General features: G+C 67.6%; 15 protein-coding genes. 9 read left to right on the top strand and 6 right to left on the bottom strand.

The features are described 5' to 3' along the window. The first annotated feature begins 43 nt into the window (after nucleotides 1–43). The 3 genes from SKC41_RS09025 (at nucleotide 44) to SKC41_RS09015 (ending at nucleotide 3,686) form a co-directional block, all read left to right on the top strand. A complete protein-coding gene (locus tag SKC41_RS09025; protein WP_330977314.1) occupies nucleotides 44–526 on the top strand; it encodes a lipoprotein LpqH in 483 nt (160 codons plus the stop codon). Nucleotides 527–603: 77 nt separating this feature from the next. Continuing rightward, nucleotides 604–2,325: a hypothetical protein gene (locus SKC41_RS09020; RefSeq protein WP_330977313.1), complete on the top strand. Its 1,722-nt coding sequence runs from the start codon at nucleotides 604–606 to the stop codon at nucleotides 2,323–2,325. Continuing rightward, a complete protein-coding gene (locus SKC41_RS09015) occupies nucleotides 2,322–3,686 on the top strand; it encodes a CHAT domain-containing protein (RefSeq protein ID WP_442931577.1) in 1,365 nt (454 codons plus the stop codon). The genes SKC41_RS09020 and SKC41_RS09015 overlap by 4 nt, the downstream gene beginning before the upstream one ends. Before the next feature lie 3 nt (nucleotides 3,687–3,689). Here SKC41_RS09015 and SKC41_RS09010 read toward each other — a convergent pair whose 3' ends face one another. Further along, on the bottom strand, nucleotides 3,690–4,034 hold the full coding sequence (locus SKC41_RS09010; protein ID WP_442931576.1) for a hypothetical protein: 345 nt from the start codon (nucleotides 4,032–4,034) through the stop codon (nucleotides 3,690–3,692). 44 nt (nucleotides 4,035–4,078) lie between these two features. Here SKC41_RS09010 and SKC41_RS09005 point away from each other — a divergent pair, with 44 nt between their 5' ends. The 3 genes from SKC41_RS09005 to SKC41_RS08995 are packed head-to-tail and all read left to right on the top strand — an operon-like array spanning nucleotide 4,079 to nucleotide 7,619. Further along, a complete protein-coding gene (locus tag SKC41_RS09005) occupies nucleotides 4,079–5,410 on the top strand; it encodes a hypothetical protein (RefSeq protein ID WP_330977312.1) in 1,332 nt (443 codons plus the stop codon). After that, nucleotides 5,407–6,534 (top strand): hypothetical protein, encoded by a 1,128-nt coding sequence (locus SKC41_RS09000; RefSeq protein WP_330977311.1) that lies wholly within the window; start codon nucleotides 5,407–5,409, stop codon nucleotides 6,532–6,534. The genes SKC41_RS09005 and SKC41_RS09000 overlap by 4 nt, the downstream gene beginning before the upstream one ends. A 29-nt stretch (nucleotides 6,535–6,563) precedes the next feature. Further along, a complete protein-coding gene (locus tag SKC41_RS08995) occupies nucleotides 6,564–7,619 on the top strand; it encodes an NAD(P)H-dependent amine dehydrogenase family protein (RefSeq protein ID WP_330977310.1) in 1,056 nt (351 codons plus the stop codon). On the opposite strand, the gene SKC41_RS08990 is transcribed toward SKC41_RS08995, so the two are convergent. Then, complete coding sequence (locus SKC41_RS08990) at nucleotides 7,616–8,911, bottom strand: serine hydrolase domain-containing protein (protein ID WP_330977309.1); 1,296 nt, start codon at nucleotides 8,909–8,911, stop codon at nucleotides 7,616–7,618. The two genes, SKC41_RS08995 and SKC41_RS08990, sit on opposite strands and share 4 nt — an antisense overlap. A gap of 107 nt (nucleotides 8,912–9,018) precedes the next feature. Then, a complete protein-coding gene (locus SKC41_RS08985; RefSeq protein ID WP_442931575.1) occupies nucleotides 9,019–9,186 on the bottom strand; it encodes a hypothetical protein in 168 nt (55 codons plus the stop codon). A gap of 167 nt (nucleotides 9,187–9,353) precedes the next feature. On the opposite strand from SKC41_RS08985, the gene SKC41_RS08980 reads away from it, so the two are divergent. The 3 genes from SKC41_RS08980 (at nucleotide 9,354) to SKC41_RS08970 (ending at nucleotide 11,586) form a co-directional block, all read left to right on the top strand. Then, a complete protein-coding gene (locus tag SKC41_RS08980) occupies nucleotides 9,354–9,527 on the top strand; it encodes a CsbD family protein (protein ID WP_090607710.1) in 174 nt (57 codons plus the stop codon). 310 nt (nucleotides 9,528–9,837) lie between these two features. Then, nucleotides 9,838–10,548 (top strand): cutinase family protein, encoded by a 711-nt coding sequence (locus tag SKC41_RS08975; protein WP_442931574.1) that lies wholly within the window; start codon nucleotides 9,838–9,840, stop codon nucleotides 10,546–10,548. Between the two features lie 51 nt (nucleotides 10,549–10,599). Continuing rightward, entirely contained in the window at nucleotides 10,600–11,586 is a 987-nt protein-coding gene (locus tag SKC41_RS08970; RefSeq protein ID WP_330977307.1) for an SDR family NAD(P)-dependent oxidoreductase, read from the top strand. Here the strand turns inward: SKC41_RS08970 and SKC41_RS08965 are convergent. The 3 genes from SKC41_RS08965 to SKC41_RS08955 all read right to left on the bottom strand — a co-directional run bounded on the left by SKC41_RS08965 (nucleotide 11,583) and on the right by SKC41_RS08955 (nucleotide 14,017). Beyond that, nucleotides 11,583–11,975 carry a hypothetical protein gene (locus SKC41_RS08965; protein ID WP_330977306.1) on the bottom strand — a complete coding sequence of 131 codons (393 nt, stop codon included), beginning with the start codon at nucleotides 11,973–11,975 and terminating at the stop codon, nucleotides 11,583–11,585. The two genes, SKC41_RS08970 and SKC41_RS08965, sit on opposite strands and share 4 nt — an antisense overlap. A 41-nt stretch (nucleotides 11,976–12,016) precedes the next feature. Further along, nucleotides 12,017–12,403, bottom strand: coding sequence for a PPOX class F420-dependent oxidoreductase (locus SKC41_RS08960; protein ID WP_330977305.1), 387 nt, complete (start codon nucleotides 12,401–12,403; stop codon nucleotides 12,017–12,019). Between the two features lie 165 nt (nucleotides 12,404–12,568). Then, nucleotides 12,569–14,017, bottom strand: a complete 1,449-nt coding sequence (locus tag SKC41_RS08955) for an aldehyde dehydrogenase (protein WP_330977304.1) — start codon at nucleotides 14,015–14,017, stop codon at nucleotides 12,569–12,571. Nucleotides 14,018–14,021 lie beyond the last annotated feature (4 nt).

Raw genomic sequence — 14,021 nt, 5'->3', positions numbered from 1 at the left:
CATGACGACGCCAACGGGGCGACGCATGAAGGAAGGAACGACAGTGAAACGTCTTCTCGTGGGCGCAATCGGAACCCTCGGCGTGGCGGCGGCCGTGGTGGGCTGCTCGAGCGGCGGCCACACGGCCAGCCCGGCGTCGAGCACAGCCCCCAGCGTCGCCTCCGGGAGCGGTGCTCAGGTCAAGGTCGGCGGCGCCGACTTGGCGGGCGTCAACCCGGCGTCGGTGACCTGTGTGAAGCAGGGCGGCAAGATCGACATCGGTAGCGGCTCCACCGGCGGTGCGCAGCAGGCGCTGGCCGTCGTGATGACCGACGAAGCGACCCCCAAGGTCGAATCGTTGGCGCTGGTGGTGGACGGCAACGCCCTGTCGGTCGCCAACAACATGGGCGCGAAGGTCGGGTCGGCCAACGTGGCGGTCGACGGCAAGACCTACACCATCACCGGGCAGGCGCAGGGCGCCGACATGAAAAACCCGATGGCCGGGATGATCACCAAGGACTTCAGCATCAAGGTGACGTGCGGTTAATCGGTTCTACTCCGGGCGGCGGGCGTGCCTCACTCACACGTCCGCCGCACCGGGCTGTCCGGACTTATGATGCAGCCGTGTCGATCTCCGGCGAATTAGCGCGAGCCCGCCGCCTGACATTGGTTGCCGACGAGACCGGCGCCCGAGAACTGTTGCTGTCCCTGATGCCCGCGATCGAGCAAGAAGACCGAGACGACCTGATCCTGGAGGTCTTCGCGCAGCTGGGCGAGATCTACTTGGCGCGGGGCGCGAACGACGGAGTGCACGAGTGTATCCGGCGCATCCGCGACTGCCTGGCGATCTACTCCGCGATCATCGCCGGCACGATGCCGCAAGCCGCCGCTCAGGTGAGGATGCCGGCAGCCGACATACCGCGGATGATCCGTCGCTATTCGCGACGAGCGCAGTTCCTGCAGACCGGGGTGAGCGCCGTGCTGGGCGATCACGAAGGCGCCGCGACGGCCCTGGCCGAGTTGAGCCGCTCCGACGATACGTTTCCCGAGCTGGCCGACGAGCACGCCCGGCTGATCGTACAAGCGCAGGTGTTGTGCGCGACCGCGTTGTGTGACGACGACCTGCATGTGCGGTCGGTTCCACTGTGGGAGCACGTGGTTGATGCGATCGACCGCCTGGGCGACGACGAATTCGACGACCAGCTGCGGGTGGACGCATCCACCGCGTACGGCAGGTTCTGCGTCGAGACCGGCCGGCTGGCCGAAGCCGAACCATGGCTGCGTCGCGCCGGGGCCCGGGCAAAGTCTCGGGGATGGGAATTGGCCGAGGCCAGAACGCAATTGGAGCGCGCGGCGGCGCGTTGGCTGGTCAGTGATCACGCGGGGACCGAGCAGCTGGTCACCGAGGCGTATTCAGTCATCGCACGCTATGAGCGGGCACACGACGTTGCGCGGTGCTGGCTCTACATGGGACTCACCCGGCTGGCATCCGGCGCCCTGGAAGGCGCCGACGAATGCTGGGAGCATGCCGAGCGACACTGGCGCGAGCTGGGAAAGCCATTGCATCTGCACCGTATCCTGTTGCAGCGCAGCTGGATAGCGATCTTTTGGAGCAAATTCGCCGACGCTGTCGAGCTGATCGCCCAGGCCCGGGAACTGCTGGACTCGTCGCCGCGCAGCAGTTGGCTGCAGTACGCCCAACTCGACAGTCACCTCGGCACGGTGTGGCGCGCGGATGCGTTGGCGGACCTCGGCTTCGACAGCTCGGGCGATCCCGACGAAACACTGGAGGAAACCGAGGCGCGCCAAGCCGAGGGTCTCGGCATCCTGAAGGGCGAGGTCGGCACGCCCGAATACTGGCGTGGCATGACCAAACTCGAACAGGCCGCCGAGCTCAAGGTACCGGCCGCGCTCGCGGTCGACTCGGTGCGGTTTTCGATCGCCGACGCCGACGCGCGAGCGCGCTGGGCAACCAGCATTTCGGCCCCTATCCTGGCCGGGGCCTTCGCCGTCGCGTACGAATGGGAGAACACCCAGCTGATCAGTGAGCTCGTCGAATACCACAGCGCTCGAGGCACTTTCGATACCGACCCGCAGCGCCCGACGATCGGCGAATGGGCGTCGACGGGCACCGCTACCGTGCTGGTCGACGCCGACCTGGAACCGGCGCTGGCCGCGGCCGGACCACCGGCGGCCGGCCGTTCGCTCACCCGACTCGGCCCCCTGCCGCCGCTGCAGATGCAGCCCGACAGCCCGCCGATCATGAGCCATTACCGCGCCCTGGCGCTGCAGCGCTACGGCCGCGACGTCACCGCCACCGAACCCGCCTGGTCGACCTGGCCATGAGCGACCGGCTCACTCTCGTCCTGCGCTACGCCGACGTCGGGATCGCCACCTATGGCAGCTTGCGAATCATCGGACAGCCGTCGCGGACCGTCACCTGGGTAGTGGAGGAGCCGCTGCTACTGGCAGCCACCGAAGAGCTGACCGACGCCATCCCCGAGCCGCAGGGCAGCGAGAGCCGTCGCGACGCCATCGAGCGAGCTTTGGCCACTGGACCTTTCGCGAATCCGGGCACCGAGCTCACCGTCGCCTACATCCTGGGTGTGCTGCTGATTTCGACGCAGGGCTGGCAGCTGCTGAACGAGTGTGTGGCCTCGCCGCGCGCCGCGTTGTTCGTGGCCCCCAGCGCGCGGTTGGCCCGCGTCCCCTGGGGGCTGCTCGCGGTGCCGAAATCGGGCCCGAGCAAAGAGGAACTGGTGCGTGCCCGCCAGGACGCGATCACGTCGAGCGGTCGGGTGGCCGCCCGGATCCCTTGGCAGCTCGCGAATATCGGCGAACACACCGACGGCCATCGACTGATGGAGTTGGTCGACGTGCTGATGGCGGTGCCGGCCAACATCGTGCACGCGCCCCGCACACCGGCGCGATGGGACGCGCGACGCGACGGTCCGCCGGTACTGGTCCTCGACCCGCGGGTGCCCGGGCAACGGCCCGACTCCGCTCTCGGTTCGGTGCTCGGCAGGCCCTCAGCGGAAACGCCATTGGCGCGACACTTTGCCGAACTGATCGGCAACCGTGCGGTACTTCCCGAAGTCGACGGGGCGGTCGAACTATTCCGCCGTCAGGACGCCGACCGCGGCTGGCTGGCCGGCATGCTGGCGCGGGCCCCCAGCAGACTGCTCTACGTCGGCCACGCGAGTTCTGCTGACGCCCAGCATGATCACGCCGCCCAGGCCGACCGCGCGGCCCTGCATCTCGCTTGTACGGCGGCAGCCGAGGGTGATGCCGACACCATCGGGGACCATCGCCCGCTCACCGCGTCGGACCTGATGGCGCTGCGGCTGCCGATGCCGCCGCGGGTGGCCCTACTGGCCTGCGGGTCGGGCGGCGACTACCGATTCGATGAGGCGACCGGTCTGGTCGCGGCGATGATTCTGGGCGGCGCACAGCTGGTGACCGCCACACTGTGGTCGCTGCCCACCACCGCCGCTTACCGTCAATTCGCCGCCCACGACGGCGATGCGGCCGATCCGATGTCCGATGTGGTCGTCGCCGTGAACCACGCACACGAGGCCGATGACGCGGGATGCGCGGTCAATCGATGGCAACGCGAACAGATGCGGCGCTGGCGTGACGGAGACCGCTGCGCCAATCCGCTGTATTGGGCCGCGCTGGTCACTTTCGCGGTCGACGGCGCACGCTAGCACTCAGACTGCCGCCAGCCACGACGCATGAACAGCCAATACGTCGTCGGGCAGCGAAAGATCTTCGCGGGCAGCGGGATCGAACGCTACCAGGACGACGAGGCCGGGCCGCAGCACCGACACGTCCAGGTCATCCTCGCAGCGCGCCAATCGGCCGATGAACGTCTCGCCCGACACGGCGACCACTTCGATGAAAACCTGCCGCTCGTCGGCGACCTTGCGCACCGTGCCGACGCCGACGGTGCGGCCCTCGGCGTTGCCATGCCGCCAGAACGCCAACCGGTAAAGCAATGTCATCAGCTTCTTCATGCATCCAGGGTGTGGGTGCCGGGCGGCTACCGAACCCAACTTTTTGGCTAGGGGTATCTGTGAAATGCCCCTATCCTGTGCTGATGAGCGCGGACCCGCAGCTGGCCACGACCGTGGCCGCAGGCCATCCACGCCGGTCGGTGATCGACCAGGCGTGGCGGGCGATCGGGCTCGGCGTCGAGGTGCTCAGTAGCGACGACGGCGGACCATTGACCCGAACCGTCAAACGCATCCTCGACCCGCTGGTGCTGCGGCTGCGGTCCAACCCGCAGTATTCCGCCCCGGTGGTCGGCCCCGACACCGCCGCGGCAATGCACGAACTGATCGTGGGCAAAGCATCCGAATTGCGCGCCGCCGCAGCGTGGTTCGAGGTCCTCAAGCTCGAGCGCCGCAGGCAGCGGATCCGTTCCGGAAACGCCCAGGAGCTCTACTTTCCCGTCTGCTACGAGCTGGCGGTCACCAAAGGTGCACCGGCGCCGGAGGATCGCGCAACCGCGGCCACCGTGCTCGGCGAGATTCACCAGGGCCGCGACCGCACCGCGATCGAAGTCTTGCACCAGTACGTGGCCGGCCAGGATGTCGTTGCCTCGCTTACCGATCAACTGGAACACAGTTGGCGTGACGTGCGGGCGTCCGAAACATCACTGGCGACCGGGGCGGGTCGATTCCTGGCCGAGCTGGGTACGGTGCTCGGGCCGGCCCACGGCCACCGCGCCGCGACCGCACGCCAGCGGGTCTGGTCGGCCATGATCAGCGACACCACCCCGTACAACCTGGGCGCTCTGGTTCGTGTCGAATCGGCCGAGCTGCCCTGGTCGATCGTGAAGCTGGGCTTGAGTTCGGTTGTGCCGCAACGGCCGCCACGCATCGCGGGCGGCGGCGATGGCGATCGCCCGTTGGATCGCAGCGTGGTGGATCGGGTGCGCGCGACGCTGCGCCGCGCGCTGGACCGCGACGCCCTGCCCGACATCCCGTTGCTTTGCGAAGAAGAGGTCGACCGCGCCTGTGCTCCGTGGGGGCTGCTCGCGGAAGACAAGCAGGCCACCCTGGTGGCCGGCATCGAGGTCGCGGTCGAGCTGGCGCCGCTGGACCGCTCTGTCACGAGCCGCTACGCGCTTGCGGCGCAGATCCAGGCGCGGCTGCGTAAGGAGGCGTACGTGCTGCACGCCCGGCGCTATCTCGCCGAGGGCGGCCCGATGCATCCGCGGCAACGCCAGGTGGTCGACGACCTCGCGGCGTATGCGCCCCCCTATCTGAGCCGCCTGTGGGCCCGGCTGCACGGCCGTGACGTCTGGCAGGAGTCCTGCGAGGACGTCGACGAGATGCGGTCGCTGCTGGAGGGCGTCGCGCGATCGGTGAGCCTCGATCACCGCCAGCGGATCAAATCGATGCTGGAATTGCAGGTGGCCGGATGAAATTGGTTGCCGAGTCCGGCCTTTGGACCGTCGGGCCCGCGAGTGCGCAGACGCCGCTCGCCGCGGTGCTGGAAGTCAGCGGCGCCGTGCTGTCCTGGACGATCGACGATCCACCCGGCGACGAGCGAACCCAGATCACCTTCACCGATCTGTCGCGCGCGGACTGGCTGTGGCGCGTTTTCGGCGAGGCCGGCCACGTCGCGCTGGCCGCGGCGGCGGATGCGACGGGCGGCACCACCGAACTCGCCGGCGTCGACATCGCGCCCGGTTCGGTCGAACCGCTGCGCCGGCTGGCCATCGGGCATTGGCTGCGGCGCTGGTGGCCGGCAAGTCAGCGAGACGGCATCGCCGGCCTGGACCACGCCCTGCTCGACCTCGAGGTCGCCCTGCTGACCGCCGGCGCGCAGGACTTCTTCGCCGACGACACGCTGGATTCGGATGTGACCGGGCTGCTGATGCCGCATGCCGCGGCGTTGTTCACCCATGTCCGCAGTGACGATGCCCGGATCGCGAACCTGGTACGCGCGGGCGCCGAGCTGGCCGACGAGGTCGGGGTGGACGACGACGCTTGGGCGGAACTTATTGCCGCCCTTGATGATTCGAGTTTGGTGTTGGCTTCGGAACTGACCCAGCCCAGTGGACGCCGCGACGACTACGCGCTGGCCGCGGGTGCGGACGCGGGCCCCCGGCGCGGCTCCTCGATTGCCCGGGGCGTCGCCTCCATCAACTGGACCGCGGTACCCCCGGCCATCTTCGACGCGGGCGAGAACACCGTCGACTGGAACGTCGAGGCGTCGGGGGCTGTGGTGCGCGCGGCGATCATCGGGCCCGACCTGCCCTCCGGTATCGCGGTGCGATTGCAATCCGGCGCGATCAGCGGCGCCGGTGCCTTGGACGGCGAGGGCCGCGCGCTCCTCCCCCTGCTCGATGCCCGGGGCCGGCCGGTGACCGAGTCCGCCGCCTGGGATCACGATTGGACGGCGACCGCGGTGATCGTCGGGGCCGACACGACCGAGACCCGCGAGACCCGGGAACGGATCCGCCGTTGGGCACACGCCAGGCTGGACCAGCCGCCAGCGGACGCGTTTCTGGCCGAGATACTGGCTTCGGAGTCCGCCTATTAAGCGTGCGAACAATTCCCTATGCTGAGCGAGTGCCAAACAACTATCGAGTCGTTCAGTGGAACACCGGAAACGTGGGCAAGAGCTCGCTCAAGTCGATCGCCGACAACCCCATCCTGGAACTGGTCGGGTGCTTCGCCTGGTCTCCGGACAAGGTGGGCAAGGACGCCGGCGAACTGGTCGGCATCTCCCCGCTCGGGGTCGCGGCGACCAACGACATCGACGCGCTGCTCGCGTGCAAGCCGGACTGCGTGGTCTACAACCCCATGTGGATCAACGTCGACGAGCTGGTCGCCATCCTGTCCGCCGGTGTCAACGTGGTGACCACGGCGTCCTTCATCACGGGCCACAACCTGGGCGACGGCCGCGACCGGATCCTCGAGGCCGCCGAGAAGGGCGGCTCGACGATCTTCGGGTCCGGCGTGAGCCCGGGCTTCGCCGAGCTGCTGGCCATCGTCTCGGCGATGGTGTGCAACCGGGTTGACAAGGTCACCGTGAACGAGGCCGCCGACACGACTTTCTACGACTCCCCGGAGACCGAGAAGCCGGTGGGGTTCGGGCAGCCGATCGACCACCCGGACCTGCAGGCGATGGCTGCCAAGGGCACCGCCATCTTCGGCGAGGCCGTCCGGCTGGTCGGCGATGCGCTCGGCGTCGAGCTCGACGAGATCAAGTGCGTGGCCGAGTTCGCCCAAACCACCGCCGACCTCGAGATGGCATCGTGGACCATCCCGGCCGGACACGTCGCGGGCACCTACATCAGCTGGCAGGGCATCGTGAACGGCAAGACCCTGATCGACCTGAACGTCCGGTGGCGCAAGGGCCAGACGCTGGAACCCGACTGGAAGATCGAGCAGGACGGCTGGGTGATCCAGATCGACGGTCAGCCGACGGTGACGACCAAGGTCGGCTTCCTGCCGCCGCCGTACTTCGAGGCGACGACGCTCGAGGAATTCATGGACCTCGGCCACATCATGACCGCGGTGCCGGCGATCAACGCGATTCCCGCCGTGGTCGCCGCGGCTCCCGGGATCGCCACTTACGCCGATCTTCCGCTGACGCTGCCGCGCGGCTTCGCGAAGATCTAACCCTCGCCCGACGCGGCCCGGGCCGGCGCGGCCGTCCGCCGCCGGCCGGGCTTGGGATAGGTCGCGCCGAACTGGGGCACCTCCGTCGGTCCCTGGTGACGGGCGGCCTCCATCGCGGAGCGCAGCGGCCCGGCCAGCCCGGCGAACGAACCCATGTCGAACACCCGCGACGTCAGCAGCCGGTTGTGCACGTATCCGAACGAGCCGCCCACCTCGGGGTCGGCCCAGCCCAGCGTCCCGCCCAGACCCACATGCCCGAACCCGTGCAACAGGCCCGGCACCGGGGACTCGTGGTAGCCGAGGTGAAAAGGCATGGGCACCACCATGTTCGCGTCCGGCCATTTGATTCGCGCTTGCCCGGCGAGTCCGCGGGACAACTCCTTGGACAGGTACTTCTTGCCGTCGATGCGGCCCTCGTTGGCCAGCACCGCATACATTTTGGCCAGGCCGCGACCGGTCACCACGCCGTTGGCCGCGGGGATCTCGCCGTCCAGGAACGGGGTGTCCCCTTGCATCAGGGACATGATGCCGGGGAAGTACATCGCGCCCAGCGCTCCCGAGTAGCGCATGTTGGCCACCCGCGGGGCGATGAAGTTGAACACCGGGGTCCGCACAATTCGCTTCTGTGGCATCAGGATCTGCGCCGGCTGCGTCGGCGAACCCTGCGGTGGCCGGCCCAGATGCAGGCCGTCGGTGTTCAGCGGACGCGCGACTTCCTGGCGGATCAGCTCTCGCATGCCTTTGCCCGTGATCGCCCGCGCCAGCCCGGACAGCAACCAGCCGTAGGTCAGCGCGTGATAGGCCTGCACGCCCCGCAGGTGGTCGACCGGCGCGGCGGCCAGGCGCTGCTCCATCACCAGGTGATCCATCAAATCCGACTTGGTCACACCGCGCAGATGCGAAAGCCCGGCGCGATGCCGCAAGACGTCGCGCACCGTGATGTCACCCTTGCCGTTGGCCGAAAACTCGGGCCAGTACTCGGCGACCGGATCGTCATAGGACAACAAGCCCCGGTCGGCCAGCCGATGGATCACCGTCGAGGCGACGCCTTTGGTCGCCGAGAACACCATCGCGCCGGTGTCGGGGGTCCAGGGCTGGGTTCCGGCCCGGTCCGACCAACCCGTCCAGACGTCGACCACCGGAACGCCGTCGAGGTAGACGCTCAGGGCTCCCCCGCCGAGCCGCCGCCCCGGGAACTGCTCAGCGAATTTCTTGACGACGTTCGCGAAATGCGGATCGGCGGCCCCGGACACGCCACGGGGCAGACCGTCGTCAGTTACCAGCAGAGTCATCGTGCCCCCGAGCCTTGTGCGCATCGGGCAGCTACCGCCGCGGCGGCCCCTCCCCGATGAGGTGCGATTACGAGATCGAAGCTATCAGTCGAGCAGAGGCCTGAAAATCACCTGGGCGGCTCGCGCTCCGGGGGCTCGCCGTCTTGCGCACCGGGCAAATGCTCTGGTGGCGCATCCCCCAGGAACTTCCGCAGCCGGAGGAGCTGATTGGTCACGATGCCCAGGCCCAGCAGCATCAGCACTACGACTATCGCCACCACCGTTGCGGTGCTCATCGCACCATTGTGATCCATTCCATGGCCGCCGAATGATCTAGTCGTTTGCCAGCTAGACCGGGTAATCGCTCCCGCCGGGGCCGGGACGGACCCCGGTCCGGGTTTCGGAATCCCCCACCGGGGTAGCCGGACGAAGTACAGCATCGAGTCGATAGGAAGCGAAACGCATGAGCACCGAAGACAAGATCAAGAACAAAATCGAAGATCTCGGCGGCCAGGCCAAGGAAGCCGTCGGCAAGCTGACCGGCGACAGCGACACCAAGAACGAAGGTCGTGCGGACCAGGCCAAGTCCAGCCTGAAGGACGCCGGCGAGAAGGTGAAGGACGCCTTCAAGAAGTAGCTACAGTCTCGGCCAGCAGGTTTACTCAAGACACCGGTAAGCCTGCTGGTCGTTTTTTATGTCAGTCGACCTGTGCGTAGGCAATTAAGCCGGTGAGCCCGCCGAGTACGAGCGGCTCTACGGGCTCGCCGAGCGCTCCTACCCCGGGCTACAGCGACTATCGCGCCGCGACCGCGGCAGTCGGCCGTAACATTTCGGCATTGCGCCTGGTTGCAGGTAGCGATTGAGAAATGGCGCTTTGGGCAATCCTTACCGCTACCTGCGTCGAATACAGGTAAAGCAAAGTCAGGACAAACACGGTGGGATACGCATGAATTTCTTGAACTTGATCGATGGCCGGATTCGCAGACTCGCGGGGGGCGGCGCGGCGGCCGCGCTGATGGCGGCGGGCGTGCTGGCCAGCGGCCACGCCCCAGTGGCCAACGCCGACTGTCCTGACGTCGAATTGGTCTTTGCCCGCGGCACCAGCGAGCCGCCCGGTGTCGGCGGCATCGGCTCCGGCTTCGTCGATGCGCTGCGCGGGCAGCTCGGCGGCCGGAGCTTGACGGTGTACCCGGTGAATTATCCCGCCAGCAGCGACTTCGGCAGCCCGGACTTCCCGGCGACGTTCATCGACGGGATTCGTGACGCCAGCTCGCACATCGAATCGATGGCGGCCAGCTGCCCGAAGACCAAGGAAGTGCTCGGCGGTTTCTCGCAAGGTGCGGCCGTCGCCGGCTTTGTCACCTCGTCGGCCGTGCCGAAGGGCGTACCCGCCGCGTCGGTCCCGGCGCCGATGCCGTCCGACATCGCCAACCACGTCGCCGCCGTCACCCTCTTCGGCACGCCGTCGAATGAATTCCTCGAACACTACGGCGCGCCGGACATCGCGATCGGCCCGCTGTACCAACCCAAGACACTGCAGCTGTGCGCCCCCGGCGATCCGATCTGCGGCGGTGGCAGCGACGGCGCGGCGCACGCGTCGTATGTCGCGAACGGCATGGCGGGCCAAGCCGCGAGCTTCGTGGCCAGCCACCTGTAGTTAACCCACTGCCGGTTGCCGCGCGGCCAACCAGCCTTGCAGAATCGCTGCGTGCGAATTCTGATAACGGGCGGTACTGGATTTGTGGGTGGGTGGACTGCCAAGGCCATCGCCGACGCGGGGCACTCGGTTCGGTTCCTGGTGCGCAACCCTGATCGGCTGCACACCTCGGTCGCGAAACTCGGCGTCGATGTGTCGGACTTCGCCGTCGGGGACATCACCGATCGCGTCTCGGTGCGCGAAGCGTTGCAGGGGTGCGATGCCGTCGTGCACAGCGCCGCCCTGGTGGCCACCGATCCCCGCCAGACCAGCGAGATGCTGACCACCAACATGCAGGGCGCACAGAATGTGCTCGGCCAGGCTGTCGAGCTGGGCCTGGATCCGATCGTGCACGTGTCCAGCTTTACCGCGCTGTTTCATCCCAACCTGGAGACGCTGTCGGCGGACTTGCCGGTGGTCGGCGGGGCCGACGGCTACGGAACGTCCAAGGCCCAGGTCGAGATCTACGCCCGCGGCCTGCAGGACGCCGGCGCGCCGGTCAACATCACCTATCCCGGCATGGTCCTTGGGCCACCGGTCGGTGATCAATACGGGGAAGCCGGCCAAGGCGTGAAGTCGCTGCTGGATCTGCATGTCGTGCCCGGGCGAGGAGCGGCGTGGTTGATCGTCGATGCCCGCGACGTGGCCGCGCTGCACGTGGCGCTGCTGGAACCCGGGCGCGGGCCGCGGCGCTACATGGCCGGCGGTCACCGCGTCTCCGTCAGCGAGCTGGCGAGCATGTTCGGCGAGGTGGCCGACACCCCGATGGTCGCGGTGCCGGTTCCCGACACCATCATCCGCGCCGCGGGAGCGATTCTCGATATTGCGACGCCATATCTGCCGTTCAGCACGCCGTTCACCGCGGCGGGGATGCAGTACTACACCCAGATGCCGGCGTCGGATGATTCGCCCAGCGAAAAAGAGCTCGGCATCACCTACCGGGATCCGCGCGAAACGGTGGCCGACACCATCGATGCGCTGCGCAGCGCCGACAGCTAAGGCTGCCTGCCCCTTCCGAAGCTGCGGACGAACCCACGCACGCCGGCGCCGACGAACGGCACGGGTGCCAGCGTGGCGATCATCGCGCTCTTGGTTCCGACGACGGGCCTGCTGCGCAGCCCGAGCAGCAGGTCGGCGCTATCGCTGATCAAGCCGAAGGCCGCCCAGCGCCGGAAGTCACCGTCGCCACCGCGCAACAACGCGGCACAAGCACCCGACCCGATGACCAGGTCCCGAATCCCGATCGTTTGCATCAGCAGCGTTTCGGTCCCCGAGTCCGGCTTGAAGAATCGATGGGGCGCCAGCAACATTGCAGCTCCGACGCCGACGCGGGCCGCCGCGACCAATGCCAAAACCGGCGACGACGTCCGGGGCGATTCCTGTGCCACCGGTCAACCCTAACCGCGGCGTGGCACGCCGGGAAGCGTTGCTAAATCCCGGGTTTGATCTCGAGGCCGACGTGGACCTTGTCGATGCCGCCGCGCACGATCGAGTGCACGTAGAACCACGGGGCGTGATACCAATACCGCTTCAGCACGGCGTTGTAGACCCGCTGCGTCTCGGACTTCGGCAGAACGCGGGCGATCCCCTCGACCTCTTCGCTCTTGGGTTTGCCCAGGGCCCCACTCTTGGCGAGTGTCACACGCGGCGTGTTGTTGATCCGCTTGGTTTTCCAGGAGCCGTCGTCGGTGATGACGAGAAGCTTGTCGCCGTCGGGCACACCCCAGATCGCCGTGGGCTTCGGACGACCGTCCTTGGTGAATGTCGTCAACAGCAGGTACTTGGACTTGATGACGTCCTGAAAGCTCACGGCCACGGGTGTTCCTTAACTATCTGAATGGTTTTGCACACCATTCCCTGATCACCAATTCCCTAATCATGGCCCATCGTCACCCCGCGCCAAAGTCTTCGACCGAGCGTGGCAGCCGGCTTCACACTGGGCGTCGAGCGTTCGGCTGGCTTCACGCTCGACGCTCGTCGATCAGCCGGCCGTCGAAATCGATTGGCTTACTGTGTAACTGTCGATTCCCTCGGTGCCGAGCTCGCGGCCGTATCCGCTGTTCTTGACGCCCCCGAAGGGTGCGGCCGGGTCCATGATGTAGCCCTCGTTGACGCCGAAGGTGCCGGACCGGACCCGGGCCGCGACACCGTAGCCGCGTTCGGCGTCACCGGTGAACACCGATCCGGCCAGCCCGTATTCGGAGTCGTTGGCGATGCGAATCGCCTCATCCTCGTCGCGGTAGGAGATGACCGTCAGCACCGGGCCGAAGATCTCCTCACGCGCGATCCGCATGTCGTTGGTCGCGTCGCTGAACAGCGTCGGGCGCACATACCAACCGGCGTCGAGGCCGTCGGGCATCTCGGTACCGCCGGTAACCAGCCGCGCCCCTTCGCTTTTGCCCGCTTCGATGTAGCCGCGGACGCGCTCCTGCTGGCGCTGGGCTACCAGCGGACCGATCTGGGTATTGGGATCGGCGGGGTCGCCTACGGTCATCGACGCCATCCCGGCGGCCAGCGCGTCGACGAATTCGTCCTTGTGCGTGTCCGGCACCAGGATCCGGCTCAGCGCGTTGCAGACCTGTCCGCTGTTGGCCAGGCTGGCCCTCTGGATGCCGGTTGCGGCGGCCGCGGGGTCGGCGTCGTCGAGCACGATGGCCGCCGACTTGCCGCCCAGTTCGAGGCTGACCTGCTTGAGCCCTTCGGCACACGCAAGGGCCACTTGCCGGCCGGCCGCGGTGGAGCCGGTGAACGAGACCTTGTCGACGCCCGGATGCCGCACCAGTTGCTCGCCGACGTCGCGCCCCCCGGGCACCACGTTGAGCACACCGGGCGGAAGATCAGCTGCCGCAACAAGATCCGCGAGCAGCTGCGCATCGAGCACCGACTCGGGCGCGGGCTTGAGCACCACCGTGCAGCCGGCCAGCAACGCAGGAATCACTTTGGTGACGGTAAGGAACTGCGGCATATTCCACGGCACTACCGCGGCGACGACGCCTACCGGCTGCTTGCGGATCCGGATGTTCTTGCCGTACAGCCCGGGACGATCTTGGCACCATTCGTAGCCGGCCGCGAAATCGCAGAACGCGGACATGATGGTCAGCGGCAGCCGAACCTGCGCCGTCTTGGCGAACGTGATCGGAGCACCGATCTCGGCCGAGATCAAAGCGGCCATATCGGCTCGCCGTTCCTTATAGATGCCGGCCAGCCGGGTGATTGCCTCGATGCGCTCCGCCGGTTGCATGCGCGGCCACGGCCCGGCGTCGAAGGCCGCCCGGGCGGCGTCGACCGCGCGGTTGACGTCCGCGGGCCCCGCACTCGCCGCGTGGCCGATGACGGCCTCGCTGTGCGGGGACACCACCGAGATGCAGCCCTGGCCGTCAACCGGCGCCGCCCACTTCCCGTCGATGAAGAGCTGGTCCCTGTCGTACATCAAA

Origin of the sequence: Mycobacterium sp. 050128 (assembly GCF_036409155.1) — a bacterium.
GTDB lineage: Bacteria > Actinomycetota > Actinomycetes > Mycobacteriales > Mycobacteriaceae > Mycobacterium.
Note: the sequence above shows the minus strand (reverse complement) of the source record. Positions and strands in the feature narration are given on the sequence as shown.

Bases quoted from the DNA above. Each gene is read 5' to 3' on its own strand.
- SKC41_RS09015 (WP_442931577.1), top strand. From the start codon at position 2,322: ATGAGCGACCGGCTCACTCTCGTCCTGCGCTACGCCGACGTCGGGATC.
- SKC41_RS09005 (WP_330977312.1), top strand. From the start codon at position 4,079: ATGAGCGCGGACCCGCAGCTGGCCACGACCGTGGCCGCAGGCCATCCA.
- SKC41_RS09000 (WP_330977311.1), top strand. From the start codon at position 5,407: ATGAAATTGGTTGCCGAGTCCGGCCTTTGGACCGTCGGGCCCGCGAGT.
- SKC41_RS08990 (WP_330977309.1), bottom strand. From the start codon at position 8,911: ATGACTCTGCTGGTAACTGACGACGGTCTGCCCCGTGGCGTGTCCGGG.
- SKC41_RS08985 (WP_442931575.1), bottom strand. From the start codon at position 9,186: ATGAGCACCGCAACGGTGGTGGCGATAGTCGTAGTGCTGATGCTGCTG.
- SKC41_RS08980 (WP_090607710.1), top strand. From the start codon at position 9,354: ATGAGCACCGAAGACAAGATCAAGAACAAAATCGAAGATCTCGGCGGC.
- SKC41_RS08975 (WP_442931574.1), top strand. From the start codon at position 9,838: ATGAATTTCTTGAACTTGATCGATGGCCGGATTCGCAGACTCGCGGGG.
- SKC41_RS08955 (WP_330977304.1), bottom strand. From the start codon at position 14,017: ATGTACGACAGGGACCAGCTCTTCATCGACGGGAAGTGGGCGGCGCCG.